Here is a 15,650-nt window from a genome sequence, read left to right as displayed (position 1 = left end):
GAACAGACGATGACCTAGCGACTCGCCGCCGCCGCGCGCCGCTCCCAGCCCGGCATGCCGAGCCGGGAGAACGCCGCCGCGGCCCCGTCGAGCAGCGGCGCCGCGCGGCGGTCGTCGCCCGCCCGGGCGTGCATCAACCCCTCGTCGTGGTCGACGACCGCGCGCAGGGGGAGTGCGCCCTGCGCGTCGAGGACGGTGCGGGCGGCGTCGAACCAGCGCCGGGCCTCGTCGCGGCGGCCGTCGAGCGCGCACAGCCGGGCCACGGCGTGGCGGGCGTCGGTCATCGGGAACCGGAAGTCGGCCGGCAGCACGCGCTCGCGCAGCGCGCGCTCGACGACCGCGAGGTGGTCACGCCGGCCCAGCAGCCAGAGCACCTCGGCGACCTCGCAGGCCGTGCGGGCGTAGTTCGGGGCCCACGCCGGCCCGTCGCGCAGGGCCCGGACCGGGCGGCCGAGAAGGCCGAGCGCGGTCGTCGTGCGTCCCATCCGCGCCTCGGCGCGGGCGCTGATCGCGTCGATCGCGGCGCTGCCCCAATGCCGGTCGGGCACCGGCTCCCGCCAGCGGGCGAAGGCCGCCATCCGCTCGGGCCAGTGGTCGTCGCGGGCCATCGCGAGCGCGTCCTGGGCGCCCTCGTGGTGCAGCAGCTGCCAGCCCGGTCCCAGCCCGGGCAGGCGCGCGACGAGCCCGTGGACGTGGTCGATCACCTCCGCGCCGCCGTCGAGGTCGCCCAGCGCGACCCGGCAGCGCGCCGCGCCGGCACGGCAGTACACCTCCAGTGCCAGCTGCCCGGCCGCCTCCGCGACGGCCGCGTCGCGTTCGAACAGCGGCACCGCGGACGCGTAGTCCCCGACCAGGAACGCCGCCACCGTCGGGTCGTCGGCGGCCTCCGCGGGGATCGCGGCCCGGCTGCCGTGCACGGCCGCGACGGCGTAGCGGGCCAGGTCGCCGCGCCCGGCCAGGCGCCCGGACCGCAGCAGCACCCGCAGGGCGTCGCGGCGGCCGGGGAGGTCGAGCGGGATGCCCGGGTGGTCGGCGTCGGCTGCCTCCCGCCGGTCCAGGTCGAGCAGCGTCAGCGAGGCCCACGTGACGGCGTCCGGCCCGTCCGGGCCGGTCACGGCGCCGAGCGCGGCGGGGGCGAGCGACCAGGCGTGCCGGTTGCTCCCGGCCTGGGCCAGCGCCGAGGCGACCTCCGCGGCCACGGCGGGCCGGCCGACGACCCGCGCCGCGTCGACGGCCTCGTCGAACCGCAGCGCCCAGGCCAGCGCCACCGCCAGCCGCGCCCGCAGGTCCGGCTCCCGCTCGTCACCACCGGGGAGCAGGTCCAGCGCGGCCCGCAGGAACGCCGCGTGCTCGTCGTGGGCGCCGGTGCGGCGGGCCTGCTCGGCCGCCTCCAGCGCCGGTCCGACCCCGGCCTCGGCACCCGGCAGCCCGGCGGCGCGGTGGTACTGGGTCGCCACCTCGGCCGCGGCGACGCGCACGCCGACCCGGCGGGCGTCCTCCAGCGCGGCGGCGAGGTCGCGGTGCAGGCGGAGCCGGCGCGAGGGGTTGAGCTCCCGGTGCACGGCGTGCCGGATCAGGGCGTGGGTGAAGTCGTAGCGGTCGGGCCGGGTGTCGGGCACGACCAGCCCGACGCCGAGCAGGTCGTCGAGCGCGGCGAGCGCCTCGGCGTCGTCGAGCCCGGCGACGGCGCGGACCGGCTCGAACGGGAACGGGCCCTCGATGCCCGCGGCGGCGTCGAGCAGCCGCCCGGCCCGCGCGGGAAGTCGCGCCCGGCGCCGGGCGATCACCTGGCGGACGCCCTCGGGCACCGCGGCCAGCGGCAGGTCGGTCCCGAGGCGCCCCTCGCCGTCCGGGCGCAGCACCCCGTCGTCGTGCAGGTGCCGGACGATCTCGCGGGCGAGGAACGGGTTGCCGTCGGTCTCGGCGCGCACCGCCGCGACGAGCTCCGCCGCGACCGGCGCGCCGGCGGTGTCACCGAGCAGGCACGCGAGGGCAGCACCGTCGATGCCGGAGAGCCGCAGCTCCCGGCACTCGGCCTCGCTGCGCAGGGCGCCGAGCGCGTCGGTGAGGGGGTGGCGGGCGTCGACCTCCTCGCCTCGGTAGGCGACGACGACGAGGACGGGCTCGCGCGCCGTCACCCGCGCCGTGTGCCGGAGCATCGCCACCGTGCCGCTGTCGGCCCAGTGCAGGTCGTCGAGCAGCAGCACCAGCGGAGCCGTGGCGGCCAGCGCGACGACCCGGCGGGCGACGGCGTCGAGCAGCCGGGTGCGCAGCTCGTCGGGACGCAGGCCCTCCGACGGGCTCGCGGGCGCGCCGGCGGGAACGAGGGCGGCGACGGCCGGGTCGTCGTCCCCGTCGTCGCCGTGCCGTCCCAGCGCCTCGGCGAACGGGTGGAACGGCAGGGCCCCGCCCTCCGGGCAGCGGCCCGTCAGCACGCACGCACCGCCGGCCCGCGCCGCGGACGCGAGCTCGGCGAGCAGCCGCGTCTTCCCGATGCCGGGTTCGCCGCGGACCAGCACCACCCCGCCCCGGCCCGCGGCCGCCTCGGCCACGTGCGCCCGCAGCGCGCCGAGCTCGCGCTCCCGCCCGACGAACGTCCCCCGACCGCCCGCCGCCGCGGGCGCCGCCAGCGCCGGGTCGTGGGCCAGCACCGCCGCGTGCAGCGCACGCACCTCGGGACCGGGCTCGACCCCGAGCTCGTCGGCCAGCACGGCACGCAGCCTGCGGTGGACCTCCAGGGCCTCGGCCTGGCGCCCGTCGCGGTAGAGCGCCAGCATCAGCTGCGCCCATCCCCGCTCGCGCAGCGGGTGGTCGGCGACCACCGCCTCCAGCGCGGCCACCGCCTCGCGGTGGCGGCCCAGCGCGAGCAGCGCCGCGACCCGGTCCTCCGCGGCGGACGCGCGCAGCTCCGCGAGACGGGCGGCGGCCGTGCGCGCGAACGGCCGGTCGGCGAACTCCTCGAGCCCCGGCCCGCGCCACAGCGCCAGCGCCCCGTCGAGCGCGGTGAGCGCGCCCGCGTGGTCGCCGCGCGCCAGGGCGCGCCGACCGGCCCCGATCCCCTCCTCGGCCAGCGCGGCGTCGGTGTCCGGGGCGTCGGTGTCCGGGGCGTCGAGCAGGTAGCCGGGCGCGCGGGTGCGGATCGCGACGCCGCCGCCGTCGAGCGCCCGGCGCAGGTGCAGCACGTAGTTCTGCAGCGTCTTCGCCGCCGTGCGCGGCGGGTCGCCCTGCCACAGCGCGTCGACCAGGCGGTCCTCGGCGACGACCTCGCCGCGGTGCACGGCCAGCACCGCCAGCAGGCAGCGCTCCTTGGGCCCGACCGGGCGGACCGCGCCGTCGCGGCCGAGCACCTCGACGGGCCCCAGGAGTCGGAGCGCCACCGGCGGCATCCGCACAGCGTCCGCGCCGCCCCGGCTGATGTCCAGGAGCCGTTCGGCGGCACCGCAGGAGCCGTCGCCGGGGCGGGCGGCCGCTACGGCACCAGCACCGCCCGACCGTGGACGCGACCTCCCTCGAGATCGGCGAAGGCGTCGGCGAACGCCTCCAGCGGGTAGGTGCGCGTCCGGATGTCGACCCCGCCGGCCGCGGCCAGCGCGACGAGCTCGCGCAGGTCGTCGTGGGTGCCGACGGCGTTGCCGACCACGCTGATCTCGGGCAGCACCAGGTTGAAGGTCGGCACCCGCAGCTCGCCGCCGTAACCCACGACGAAGTAGGTGCCCCGGGACCGCACCATCGCCAGCGACGAGGCGACGGCGTCGCCCTCGCCGACGAAGTCGAGCACGGCCTCGGCGCCCGCGCCGCCGGTGAGCTCGGCGACCCGGTCCCCGTGGCGCCCGTCGGCGGGCACGGCGTGGTGCGCACCGCAGTCGGTGGCCAGCCCGAGCGACTCGGGATCGGGGTCGACGGCGATCACCTCGGCGGCGGTCATGGCGCGCAGGCACTGCACGGCGATGTGCCCGAGCCCGCCGACCCCGACCACCACCACGCGGGTCCCCGGCCCGAGCAGCGGCACCGCCTTGCGGACGGCGTGCATCACCGTGAGCCCGGCGTCCGCGTGCGGGGCGACGGCCGCCGGCTCCATCCCGGCGGGCAGCGGCAGCACCGCGCGGTCGGTCGTGCGCATCAGCTCGGCGAAGCCGCCCGCGCGGGTGAGCCCGGTGAAGTCGAGCCCGCGCGCGCAGCGCATGTCGTCGCCGGTGCGGCAGGCCGGGCACGTCCCGCAGGACGACTGCGGGTGGCAGATGACGGCGTCGCCGACCGCGACGTTCTCCACCGCGGTGCCGACCTCGTACACCCAGCCGGTGGTCTCGTGGCCGAGGACGAGCGGCAGGTCGGTGGGCACGGCCGGAGCGAACCAGCCGTCGCGGATGTGCAGGTCGGTGCGGCACAGACCGGCACCGCCGACGCGGACGACCACGTCGTGCGGTCCGGTCGCGGTGGGCTCGGGCACCTCGTCGAGCCGCGGCGGCTCGGAGTAGGCGTGCAGGCGGACGGCCTTCATGGTCGGGACCTCCGGTGTCGGCAGCGGGGCGCGCCGAGGGTGTCCGCGGCCGGTCGCGGACCGGTCGTGCCCCGGTCGCGCCCGGCGTGCCCCCGTGGTCCCGGGCCCGTCCGCCGGTAGCCTCCGCGTCGAACGGGTGTTCGCGGAGGGGAGCTCGGGTGCGCGTGCTGGGGGTCGACCCGGGGTTGACGCGGTGCGGCCTGGGAGTCGTCGACGGGTCGGGCGGGCGGGCCGTCCGCGCCGTCGCCGTCGACGTCGTGCGCACCGCGCCGGACCTGCCGCTGGAGCGTCGGCTGCTCGGCCTCGGCGCCGAGGTGGAGCGGTGGATCGAGCGGTACCGGCCCGACGTGGTCGCGATCGAGCGGGTGTTCAGCCAGCACAACGTGCGCACGGTGATGGGCACCGCGCAGGCCAGCGGGGTGGTGGCGCTGCTCGCCGCCCGCGCCGGGCTGCCGGTCGCGTTCCACACCCCGAGCGAGGTCAAGGCCGCCGTCACCGGTGAGGGCCGGGCCGGCAAGGAGCAGGTGACGATCATGGTGACGAAGGTGCTCGGGCTGACCGAGGCGCCCCGCCCCGCCGACGCCGCCGACGCCCTCGCCCTGGCGGTCTGCCACTGCTGGCGCGCCCCGATGCTCGACCGGATGGCGCAGGCCAAGGCGCGTTCCGACGAGCTCGCGAAGGCCCACCGGGCCCGGCTGGCGGCGGCGGCGCGAGCAGCGCGCTAGCGGCGAGCGGCCCACCGGGCGGCTCGCACACAGGCCGCGGGGCCCGCACACAGGGCCGGACCTGTGTGCCACCACCGGAAGGTGTGTGCGAGCCTCCCGCGGGCGGCCGTCGAGGGTCGGTAGCGTGTCGAACTGTTGTTCGTCGTCGAGAGGGGTTGTGCGTGATCTCGTCCGTCCGGGGTGAGGTGCTGGAGATCGCGCTGGACCACGCGGTCGTCGAGGTCGGCGGGGTGGGGCTGGCCGTCGTCGCGGCCCCCAACACGCTCGCCGGGCTGCGCCGCGGCGAGCAGGCGCGGCTGTCGACGACGCTGGTGGTGCGGGAGGACTCGCTCACGCTGTTCGGGTTCGCCGACGCCGAGCAGCGCGAGCTGTTCGGGCTGCTGCAGTCCGTCGCCGGGATCGGGCCGCGGCTCGCGCTGGCCACCCTGGCCGTCCTCAGCCCCGACGACGTCACGCGCGCGCTGCTCGACGGCGACACGAAGGCGCTCACGCGGGTGCCGGGGATCGGGCCGAAGGTCGCGCAGCGGATGGTGCTGGAGCTCAAGGACAAGGTGGTGGCCGTGCCCGCCGCGGCGAGCGCGCTGACGCTCCCCGCGGCCGGGAGCAGCCGCCGCGACGAGGTCGTCGAGGCCCTGGTCGGCCTGGGCTTCACCCCGCGCCCCGCCGAGGAGGCGGTGGCCGCGGCGGCCGTCGAGGACGCCGACGCCGACGCCGCGACGCTGCTGCGCAGCGCGCTGACCCGCCTGGGCCGTCGTGGGTGAGCTGACGCCCGCCGCGGACGAGGAGGACGTCCTCGTCGACGCCACGCTGCGCCCGCGCAACCTCACCGAGTTCGTGGGGCAGCCGCGGGTGCGCGAGCAGCTCTCGCTCGTCCTGCAGGGCGCGCAGCGCCGCGGCAGCCCGCCCGACCACATCCTGCTGTCCGGCCCGCCCGGCCTGGGCAAGACGAGCCTCGCGCTGATCGTCGCCGAGGAGCTCGGCGCGGCCATCCGCCTCACGTCCGGGCCTGCGCTGGAGCGGGCGGGCGACCTCGCCGCGATGCTGTCCAACCTCGCGCCCGGCGACGTGCTGTTCATCGACGAGATCCACCGCATCGCCCGCCCCGCCGAGGAGATGCTCTACCTCGCGATGGAGGACTTCCGCGTCGACGTCGTCGTCGGCAAGGGCCCGGGCGCCACGAGCATCCCGCTCGACATCGCCCCCTTCACCCTCGTCGGCGCGACGACCCGCTCCGGCGCGCTCACCGGCCCGCTGCGCGACCGCTTCGGCTTCACCGCGCACATGGAGTTCTACGAGCCCGCCGAGCTGGAGCTCGTGTTGCGCCGCGCCGCGGTCATCCTCGGCGTCGACCTGCACCCCGAGGGCGCCGCCGAGATCGCCGGGCGCTCCAGGGGCACGCCCCGCATCGCCAACCGGTTGCTGCGCCGCGTCCGCGACTTCGCCGAGGTCCGCGCGGACGGCACGGTCACCCGCGCGGTCGCCCGCGACGCCCTGGCCGTCTACGACGTCGACGAGCTGGGCCTGGACCGCCTCGACCGCGCGGTGCTCGGCGCGCTGGTCCGGTCCTTCGGCGGGGGGCCGGTCGGGGTGTCGACGCTGGCCGTCGCGGTGGGTGAGGAGCCGGGTACCGTCGAGGAGGTCTGCGAGCCCTACCTCGTGCGCGCCGGGATGCTCGCGCGCACGCCGAGGGGCCGGGTCGCCACGGCGACGGCGTGGGCCCACCTGGGCCTGACCGCCCCGCCCGACGTCGTCCCGGGTGGCCCTCCGCCGCTGTTCTGAGGCGGGCTGGCAGACTCAAGCCAGGCCGACGACGTGCGGAGATACGGAGACCATGGACCTCTCACTGCTGTTCCCCCTGTTCATCCTGCTGCTGTTCATCCCGATCTTCCTGTCGGGGCGCAAGCAGCGCCGGCAGATGCAGGAGATGCAGCAGCTGCAGTCGGACCTGCAGGTCGGTGACATCGTCGTCACGACGTCGGGCCTGCGCGCCACCGTCGTCGACGTCTCCTACGAGGAGACCGTCGACCTCGAGATCGCCGACGACGTCATCACCACGTGGGTGCGCGCCGCGGTCCGCGAGAAGGTCGTGGCCACCGAGGAGACCCCGGCGACGACCGCCGCGGACGAGGACGGGACGCTGACGACCGGCACCGACGAGGCCCCGCCGTCGTTGGTCAAGGATGCCGACTCGCGCGGTTCCGGCCAGAACTGACGCCGGAGCCCGCCGAACCCCCCGCCGCGGCACCCGCCGCGGTGCGCAGTCAGGAAGAGACACCGTGGCCACCACCCCGGGGCAGATCCGCCCCTGGCGCTACCTCGCGTCGTTCGTCGGCGTCATCGCCGTCCTGTACTCGCTGGTGTTCTTCACCGGTGGCGGCGGGATCACGCCCAAGCTCGGCATCGACCTGCAGGGCGGCACCCGCGTCACGCTGGAGGCCCGCACGGAGACCGGTGCGCAGCCGCCGCGCGACCAGCTGCTCCAGGCGCAGGCGATCATCCAGCAGCGCGTCGACGGGCTCGGGGTCGGCGGCTCGGAGGTGGTGCTCGACGGCAACAACCTGACGATCACCGTCCCCGGCGACGACGGCGAGCAGGCCCGCTCGCTGGGCCAGACCGCGCAGCTGCGCATCCGCGAGGTCATCGGCGGGCCGATCGCGGCCACGGCGGCCCCCGCGCCGACCGACCCGGCCGCGACCCCCGTCGATCCCGCAGCGCCGGTCGATCCCGCAGCGCCCGTCGATCCCGCAGCGCCCGTCGAGGCCCCGGCCGGGGCCGATCCCGCCGCCCCGGCCGACACGCCGCAGGGCGCCGGCCCGCCGGTCGTCGAGGCCGACGTGGCGCCGATCGCGCAGACGACGCCCCTGACGGCACCCACCCCGGAGCCGACGCCGACGCCCGCGCCCGCGACGGACGCCCCGGCGACCGGCGCCCCTCCCGCCGCCGTCCCGGACGCCCCCGCCGATCCCGAGCTCGCTGCCGCCATCGACGAGGCCCGCGCGCAGCGCCAGAGCACCGACCCGGCCGTGCAGGAGCAGGCGCTCCTCGCGCTCGACTGCGCCGCCAACGACCCGCTCCGCGGCTACGACGACCCGTCGCTGCCGCTGGTCGCCTGCGACGTCGACGGCACCGCCAAGTACGTGCTCGGTCCGGTCCTGCTCGAGGGCACCGAGATCGCCGGGGCGCAGGCCCAGCCCGCGCAGGGCGGCATCGGCACCGTCGTCAGCGTCCAGTTCACCAGCTCCGGCGCGGCCACGTGGGGCGCCTACACCTCGGCCAACGTCGGCGAGAACGCCGCGTTCGTGCTCGACGGCGAGGTCGTCTCCGCGCCCACGATCAACCAGCCGATCTACGGCGACACCCAGATCGAGGGGCAGTTCACGCCGGAGGAGGCCCAGGACCTCGCGGGCATCCTGCGCTACGGCTCGCTGCCGCTCTCGTTCACCTCGTCCGAGGCGCAGACCGTCTCGGCCACGCTGGGCCTGGCCTCGCTGCAGGCCGGCCTCATCGCGGGCGGCATCGGGCTGCTGCTGGTGTTCGTCTACTGCCTCGTCTACTACCGCGTCCTGGGTCTGCTGACGATCCTGTCGCTGATCCTGTCCGGCGCCGTCGTCTACGCGGTCCTCGTGCTGCTGGGGCGCTGGATCGGGTTCACGCTCGACCTCGCGGGCGTCGCCGGGTTCATCGTCGCCATCGGCATCACCGCCGACTCGTTCGTGATCTTCTTCGAGCGGCTGAAGGACGAGATGCGGGAGGGCCGCACGTTCCGCTCGGCCGTCCCGCGGGCCTGGGTCCGCGCGCGGCGCACGATCCTCGCCGCCGACGCCGTCAGCTTCCTGGCCTCGGTCGTGCTCTACGTCCTCGCCGTCGGGCAGGTGAAGGGCTTCGCGTTCACCCTCGGCCTGTCCACCGTGCTCGACCTGGTCGTCGTGTTCCTGGTGACGCACCCGCTGGTCGCGCTCGCGTCGAACAACAAGGTCTTCGGCAGCTCGAAGTTCTCCGGCCTGGGGTCGGCCGCCCGGATGGGGGCCGAGCGCAAGAAGGCCGCCGCCGTGTCCGCCCGGCCCGTGTCGACCACGAAGGGGGCCTGACATGGCCAGCGTCTTCGCCCGGCTCTACACCGGCACCGGCGCGTTCGACATCGTCGGGCGCCGCCGCACGTGGTACCTCGGCTTCGGGGTGCTCCTGCTGGTCTGCCTGCTGTCGATCGTGCTCCGCGGGTTCAACCTGGGCATCGACTTCACCGGCGGCACCCAGGTCCAGTTCCCGACCTCGGGCACGACCCAGGAGGTCGAGGTCGAGGACGTCCGCGCGGTCTACGAGCAGGTGATCGGCGAGGAGCCCGCGGCCGTGCAGGTCGCCGGCACCGGCGCGGCCCAGTCGGTGCAGATCCGGTCGGAGACGCTCGACGCCACGCAGCTCGTCACGCTCAAGCAGGCGCTGTTCGACGAGTTCGCGCCGCTGGGCGCCGACGGCGCGCCGAACCCGGCCGCGATCAGCGACAGCGCCGTCAGCGGCAGCTGGGGCGACCAGATCACCCGGCAGGCGCTGATCGCGCTCGTGGTGTTCCTCGTGCTGGTCACGATCTTCCTGGCGTTCTACTTCGAGCGCGCGATGGCGGCGGCGGCGCTGGTCGCGCTGGTGCACGACGTCGTCGTCACCGCGGGGATCTACTCGCTGATCGGCTTCGAGGTCACGCCGTCCACGGTGATCGGCCTGCTCACGATCCTCGGGTTCTCCCTGTACGACACCGTGGTGGTGTTCGACAAGGTCAAGGAGAACACCCGTGGGCTGCTCGGGCTCTCGCGGCGCACCTACGGCGAGGCCGCCAACCTCGCGCTCAACCAGACGCTCATGCGCTCGATCAACACCTCGCTCATCGCGGTGCTGCCGGTGGTGGGCCTGCTGGTCATCGGCGTCGGACTGCTCGGCGTCGGCACACTGGCCGACCTCGCTCTCGTGCAGATGGTCGGCATCATCGCCGGCGCGGTGTCGTCGCTGCTGCTGGCCACGCCGCTGCTCGTCGACCTCAAGATGCGCGACCCCAAGGTCCGCGAGCAGGCCGAGCGCGTGCGGATGCGCCGGGCGCGGGCGAGCGCGGCCACGGCCGGCGCGCGCGCGTCCGACGCCGACCCCGACACCGCCGACCCCGACACCGCCGACCCCGACACCTCCGACCCCGACACCTCCGACGACGAGGTCCTCGCCACCGAGCTCCGCCGGGAGAAGGCGCTGTCGGCGGCGTCGGCGGTGCCCGCGCGCGCCGGGCGCCCGGCGGCCCCGCGCGACCGCAGGCCCCCGGCCAACCGGCCCAGCGGGCGGCGGCGGAAGTGACGGTCGCCGACCCCGACCTCGACGAGGACGGCTCGCTCACCCACGTCCTGGGCCTGGTGCAGGACGTCCCGGACTACCCGCGCCCCGGCATCCTGTTCCGGGACCTGACCCCGGTCTTCGCCGACGCGCGCGCGTTCACGACGGTTGCGACGGAGCTGGCCGCGCGGGTGGCCGACGCCGATCTCGTCGCCGGGATCGAGGCCCGCGGGTTCCTGCTGGGGGCCGCGGTGGCGCTCGTCGCCGGGACCGGGGTGGTGCCGGTCCGCAAGGCGGGCAAGCTGCCCCGCGTCGCCGGGTCGCGCACCTACGACCTCGAGTACGGCACCGCCACCCTGGAGCTCCCCGCCGACACCGTGCCGCCGGGCGCGCGCGTGTTCGTCGTCGACGACGTGCTCGCCACGGGCGGCACCGCGGCGGCCACGGCGGCGCTGCTGACCGACGCCGGGGCCGTGGTCGTCGGGTTCGGCGCGCTGCTGGAGCTCACCGCGCTGGCGGGGCGGGCGGTGCTCGACCCGATCCCGGTGCACGCGCTGCTGCACGCCTGACCCGCCGGGGCGACTATCGTGGGGCCGTGACCGAAGTCCAGCCGGTGGCGCCCCCGGTCCCCACGCCGGACGGGCCCGCCAAGCCCTCGGCCACCCGGCGCGTCCGCGCCCGCATCGCACGCCGGATGACCCCGCAGCGGGTGGCCGTCGTCGCCCCGGTGCTGGAACCGCTGGCGAGCATCCACCGGACGCTGCACCCGAAGGCCGACCTCGCGCTGCTGCAGCGCGCGTTCGACGTGGCCGACGTCAAGCACGAGGGCCAGAAGCGCAAGTCCGGCGACCCGTACATCACGCACCCGCTCGCGGTCGCCACGATCCTCGCCGAGCTGGGCATGGACACGACGACGCTGGTGGCGGCGCTGCTGCACGACACCGTCGAGGACACCGGGTACTCCCTCGACGACCTGCGCACCGAGTTCGGCGACGAGGTGGCGCACCTCGTCGACGGCGTCACGAAGCTCGACAAGGTCGAGTTCGGCAACGCGGCAGAGGCCGAGACGATCCGCAAGATGATCGTCGCGATGGCCCGCGACCCCCGCGTGCTGGTGATCAAGCTGTCCGACCGGCTGCACAACATGCGGACGATGCGGTTCCTGCCGCCGGAGAAGCAGGCGAAGAAGGCGCGCGAGACTCTCGAGGTCTTCGCCCCGCTCGCGCACCGGCTCGGGATGGCCACGGTCAAGTGGGAGCTGGAGGACCTGTCCTTCGCGATCCTGCACCCGAAGAAGTACTCCGAGATCGTGCGGCTGGTCGCCACCCGTGCGCCCTCGCGCGACACCTACCTCAAGCAGGTCATCGACGAGGTCACCCAGCAGCTCGACGCCGCGCGGATCGCCGCCACCGTCGAGGGCCGGCCCAAGCACTACTGGTCGATCTACCGCAAGATGATCGTCAAGGGCCGCGACTTCGACGACATCCACGACCTGGTCGGCGTGCGGGTCATGGTCGACGAGGTGCGCGACTGCTACGCCGCGATGGGCATGGTGCACGCGCTGTGGCAGCCGATGCCGGGGCGGTTCAAGGACTACATCGCGCAGCCGCGCTTCGGGGTCTACCAGTCGCTGCACACGACCGTCATCGGGCCGGACGGCAAGCCACTGGAGTGCCAGATCCGCACCCGCGACATGCACCACACCGCCGAGTACGGCATCGCGGCGCACTGGCGCTACAAGGAGACCAAGGGCTCGCACACGGGCAGCACCGTCGACGTCGACGACATGTCCTGGATGCGCCAGCTGCTCGACTGGCAGCGGGAGGCGGCCGACCCCGGCGACTTCCTGGAGTCGCTGCGCTTCGACCTGGGCACCAAGGAGATCTTCGTCTTCACGCCCAAGGGCGACGTCATCACGCTGCCGCAGGGCTCCACCCCGGTCGACCTGGCCTACGCCGTGCACACCGAGGTCGGCAACCGCTGCATCGGCAGCCGCGTCAACGGCCGGCTGGTGGCGCTGGAGCGCAAGCTCGAGTCCGGCGACGTCGTCGAGATCTTCACCTCCAAGGCCGAGGGCGCGGGGCCCAGCCGCGACTGGCTCGCCTTCGCCGCGTCCCCGCGCGCCCGCACCAAGATCAAGCAGTGGTTCGCCAAGGAGCGCCGCGAGGAGGCGATCGAGAGCGGCAAGGAGGCCATCACGCGCGAGGCCCGCCGCACCGGGATGCCCCTGCAGCGCCTCGTGTCGGCCGACTCGATGGCCGCGCTGTCGCGCGAGCTGCACTTCCCCGACCTGTCCGGACTCTACGCCGCGGTCGGCGAGGGCCACGTCAGCGCCCGGCACGTCGTGCAGCGCCTCGTCGCCCTGCTGGGCGGCATGGAGGACGCCGAGGAGGAGCTCGCCGAGCGCTCGACCCCGTCGACGATCCGCACGCGCCGCGCCACCGGCGACGCGGGCGTCGTCGTCAAGGGGGAGTCGGCCGACCTGGCCGACCTCTACACGAAGCTCGCCCGCTGTTGCACGCCCGTGCCCGGCGACGACATCCTCGGCTTCGTCACCCGCGGCGGCGGCATCTCGGTGCACCGCACCGACTGCACCAACGCCACCGAGCTGCAGAGCCGCGCGGAGCGGCTCGTCGACGTCGCCTGGTCGGTGTCGGCGGGGTCGGTGTTCCTCGTGGCCATCCAGGCCGAGGCGCTCGACCGGCACCGCCTGCTCTCCGACATCACCAAGGTCCTCGCCGACGAGAAGGTCAACATCCTGTCGGCGTCGGTCACGACCTCGCGCGACCGCGTCGCGGTGTCCCGGTTCAGCTTCGAGATGGGCGACCCGAAGCACCTCGGGCACCTGCTGCGGACGGTGCGCAACGTCGAGGGCGTCTACGACGTGTACCGGGTGACCAGCGCGTCCTGACGCCCGGCGGCACTACGCGGCGGCGGCCAGCGGGCCGATGTAGGTGCCGGGGCGGGTGGCGCCGTCCTGGCGGAGCACCGGTTCGCCGTTCCACGGCACGGTGAGCTGCGCGGTGTCGCCGGGCGGGGTGGTGACGAGCTCGGCGGGCAGCCAGCCGGCGGGGTCGGTGAGGTAGGTCAGCGGCGCCGACACCGTCGAGCCCGGCGCCACGGTCACTGCCGCGTGCTCCTGGTCGGCGCCCTGGCGGAACACCGAGTACGACGGGCCGTAGACGGGGTCGTCGGGGCCGCGCAGGTCGAGGCCGGGCACCCCGCGCGCCTCGCAGGGGCGGTCGGAGACGTTGGTGTAGACGACCTGCACCGTGCGCTGGCCCTCGCCGGTGGGCGCCCCGAGGGAGAGCTCCAGGTCGCCGGCGACGCAACGCGCCGGGGCGGGCTGCGCCGTCGCGGGGGCAGAGGTCGTCGTCGGGGCGACCGTCGTCGTCGCGGGGGGTGGTGCCGTCGGGGTGGTGGCCGTGCCGCCGCAGGCCACCAGCGCCGCGAGCAGGACCGGGACGAGCGCGAGGTGCCGTCCGACGATCATCGGGGCAGGCTAGTGGGCCGGTCACCGGCCACGATCGGGGCAGGTCCTCAGGTCTGGTCGGCCCACAGCCCGCAGTGGTGGGCCGCCGCGAACTCCGCGGCCGGGACGTCGGCCGCCGCGCCCGCGGTGATCGTCCGGACCGGGCCGCCGTCGCCCCAGGTCGGCCATCCGGGGTCGCCGGTGCGGGCGAACCGCGCCCACGCCGCCACGAGGTCGGTGGCGGTGCCCTGCTGCGCGGCGGTCAGCGGGGGACCGGGCCGCAGGTCGAACAGGTAGGGGACCTCGGCGCCGTGGACCACGCCGTCGGCGAGGTCGGGGGCGGGCGCGGCGAACGGCGAGGGCGCGCGGGTGTCGGCGAACTCGTAGACGAACACTGGCCCCCGGCCGGCGAGGCGGTCGTAGGTGGTGAGCGCGGGGCAGGCGTAGGCCCGGTCGGTGACGACGTCGGCCCAGGCGCGCGACGGGCTGCGGTCGCCGGGGGCGTAGGCGCGGCCGGCCTCGCGGGCCCGGTCGCCCGCGGCCCGGGCCAACAGCGTCCGGAACGTCGACGGGTCGAGCGTCGGGAGGAAGGCGTTCGTGAACAGGATGCCCTCGTCGCGCACGGTGCCCGCGAGCACCGGCACCGGCGGCGCCTGCGCCAGCACGTCCGACGGGCGGCGCGGCAGCGTGGGCGTGCCGACCGCCGGGCTCCAGTAGCCGGGCGCGCCGACGAGCCGCTCGACGGGCAGCGCGCGCAGGCAGGCGAGCCGGTCGTCGCCGTCGTCGCAGCCCAGGGCGTCGGCCGTCGTCTCGCCCATGTCCTCGGCGACGGGCAGCGCCTTCCACGTGTCGCCCACCGGGCCGGTGCCGGGCCCGATGACGTCGACGACGTTGGCGGCGCCGCAGCCGCCGCTCTGCATCACCGCCCGCGCGAACAGCCCGCCCGCGGCGGGGGAGGCGAGCTGCGCGCACACGCCGTCGGCCCCCGCCGACTCCCCGGCCAGCGTGACCAGCTCCGGGTGGCCGCCGAACGCGGCGGCGTTGCGCGCCACCCAGACCAGCGCGGCCTGCTGGTCCTGGATGCCGAACGCGCCCGACCCGGACAGCTCCGGCAGGGCGAGGAAGCCCAGCGGGCCCAAGCGGTAGTTGACGGTGACGACGACGAGCCCGGCGCGCGCGAGCCGGCGCGGGTCGTAGTCGGCGCCCGCTCCCGCGGAGAACCCGCCGCCGTGCAGCCACACCAGCACGGGCAGGCGGGCGTCGGTGGTGGTGCCGGCGGGGACGGTGACGTCGAGGGTCAGGCAGTCCTCGTCGGTGCTCGCCGCGGTGGCGTGCGGGACGCCGGGCGCCGCGGCGGTCTGCGGGCAGCGCGAGCCCGGGCCGGTGGCGTCGCGGACGCCGGTCCACGGCTCCGGCGGGCGCGGCGGCACCCAGCGCGGCGTCGGGGCGGCGTAGGGGACGTCGCCGAAGCGCAGGACGTCGCCGTCGAGCAGGCCGCGGAGCTCGCCCTGCTCGACGCGCACGGTCCCGTCGAGCGGGGCGGGCCCGCCGCACGCGGCCAGCGCGAGCACGGCCAGCGCGAGCAGCGCGCACACGACCGGGCGGGGGAGCACGCACCGATCGTGCCCGAGCACGGTCGGTGACCGCC

At 76.0% G+C, this 15,650-nt stretch carries 12 protein-coding genes; 8 read left to right on the top strand and 4 right to left on the bottom strand.

The features are described from left to right. Positions 1-14: 14 nt before the first annotated feature. Together I4I82_RS32505 and I4I82_RS32500 are read right to left on the bottom strand one after the other, a co-directional pair. Positions 15-3,377 (bottom strand): ATP-binding protein, encoded by a 3,363-nt coding sequence (locus tag I4I82_RS32505; protein WP_218593906.1) that lies wholly within the window; start codon positions 3,375-3,377, stop codon positions 15-17. A gap of 92 nt (positions 3,378-3,469) precedes the next feature. Continuing rightward, a complete protein-coding gene (locus tag I4I82_RS32500; RefSeq protein ID WP_218593907.1) occupies positions 3,470-4,498 on the bottom strand; it encodes an NAD(P)-dependent alcohol dehydrogenase in 1,029 nt (342 codons plus the stop codon). A gap of 158 nt (positions 4,499-4,656) precedes the next feature. Between I4I82_RS32500 and ruvC the strand changes: the two genes are divergently transcribed. The 8 genes from ruvC (at position 4,657) to I4I82_RS32460 (ending at position 13,441) form a co-directional block, all read left to right on the top strand. Then, positions 4,657-5,223 (top strand): crossover junction endodeoxyribonuclease RuvC, encoded by a 567-nt coding sequence (gene ruvC / locus I4I82_RS32495; protein WP_218596359.1) that lies wholly within the window; start codon positions 4,657-4,659, stop codon positions 5,221-5,223. A gap of 161 nt (positions 5,224-5,384) precedes the next feature. Next, positions 5,385-5,984: a Holliday junction branch migration protein RuvA gene (gene ruvA / locus I4I82_RS32490; RefSeq protein ID WP_218594618.1), complete on the top strand. Its 600-nt coding sequence runs from the start codon at positions 5,385-5,387 to the stop codon at positions 5,982-5,984. Beyond that, on the top strand, positions 5,977-7,002 hold the full coding sequence (gene ruvB, locus I4I82_RS32485; protein WP_218594617.1) for a Holliday junction branch migration DNA helicase RuvB: 1,026 nt from the start codon (positions 5,977-5,979) through the stop codon (positions 7,000-7,002). The genes ruvA and ruvB overlap by 8 nt, the downstream gene beginning before the upstream one ends. A gap of 52 nt (positions 7,003-7,054) precedes the next feature. Beyond that, entirely contained in the window at positions 7,055-7,435 is a 381-nt protein-coding gene (yajC, locus tag I4I82_RS32480) for a preprotein translocase subunit YajC (protein ID WP_218594616.1), read from the top strand. Positions 7,436-7,499: 64 nt separating this feature from the next. Further along, the gene (gene secD, locus I4I82_RS32475; protein ID WP_218596358.1) at positions 7,500-9,311 is read left to right on the top strand and encodes a protein translocase subunit SecD; all 1,812 of its coding nucleotides are present in this window, start codon (positions 7,500-7,502) and stop codon (positions 9,309-9,311) included. Between the two features lies 1 nt (position 9,312). Continuing rightward, positions 9,313-10,554 carry a protein translocase subunit SecF gene (secF, locus tag I4I82_RS32470; protein WP_218592453.1) on the top strand — a complete coding sequence of 414 codons (1,242 nt, stop codon included), beginning with the start codon at positions 9,313-9,315 and terminating at the stop codon, positions 10,552-10,554. After that, positions 10,551-11,099, top strand: a complete 549-nt coding sequence (locus tag I4I82_RS32465; RefSeq protein ID WP_226370385.1) for an adenine phosphoribosyltransferase — start codon at positions 10,551-10,553, stop codon at positions 11,097-11,099. The genes secF and I4I82_RS32465 overlap by 4 nt, the downstream gene beginning before the upstream one ends. 26 nt (positions 11,100-11,125) lie before the next feature. Then, positions 11,126-13,441, top strand: coding sequence for a RelA/SpoT family protein (locus tag I4I82_RS32460; protein WP_226370384.1), 2,316 nt, complete (start codon positions 11,126-11,128; stop codon positions 13,439-13,441). Positions 13,442-13,453: 12 nt separating this feature from the next. Here the strand turns inward: I4I82_RS32460 and I4I82_RS32455 are convergent, their stop codons facing one another. Together I4I82_RS32455 and I4I82_RS32450 are read right to left on the bottom strand one after the other, a co-directional pair. Continuing rightward, positions 13,454-14,023 (bottom strand): DUF4232 domain-containing protein, encoded by a 570-nt coding sequence (locus I4I82_RS32455; protein ID WP_218592454.1) that lies wholly within the window; start codon positions 14,021-14,023, stop codon positions 13,454-13,456. Positions 14,024-14,070: 47 nt separating this feature from the next. Next, positions 14,071-15,615: a carboxylesterase/lipase family protein gene (locus I4I82_RS32450; protein ID WP_218592455.1), complete on the bottom strand. Its 1,545-nt coding sequence runs from the start codon at positions 15,613-15,615 to the stop codon at positions 14,071-14,073. Between the last annotated feature and the right edge of the window lie 35 nt (positions 15,616-15,650).

Source organism: Pseudonocardia oceani, from assembly GCF_019263585.2.
GTDB lineage: Bacteria > Actinomycetota > Actinomycetes > Mycobacteriales > Pseudonocardiaceae > Pseudonocardia > Pseudonocardia oceani.
The sequence above is the reverse complement of the archived record's forward strand: the minus strand, read 5'-3'. Positions and strand labels throughout refer to the sequence as shown.

Bases quoted from the DNA above. Each gene is read 5' to 3' on its own strand.
- I4I82_RS32500 (WP_218593907.1), bottom strand. From the start codon at position 4,498: ATGAAGGCCGTCCGCCTGCACGCCTACTCCGAGCCGCCGCGGCTCGAC.
- yajC (WP_218594616.1), top strand. From the start codon at position 7,055: ATGGACCTCTCACTGCTGTTCCCCCTGTTCATCCTGCTGCTGTTCATC.
- secF (WP_218592453.1), top strand. From the start codon at position 9,313: ATGGCCAGCGTCTTCGCCCGGCTCTACACCGGCACCGGCGCGTTCGAC.
- I4I82_RS32455 (WP_218592454.1), bottom strand. From the start codon at position 14,023: ATGATCGTCGGACGGCACCTCGCGCTCGTCCCGGTCCTGCTCGCGGCG.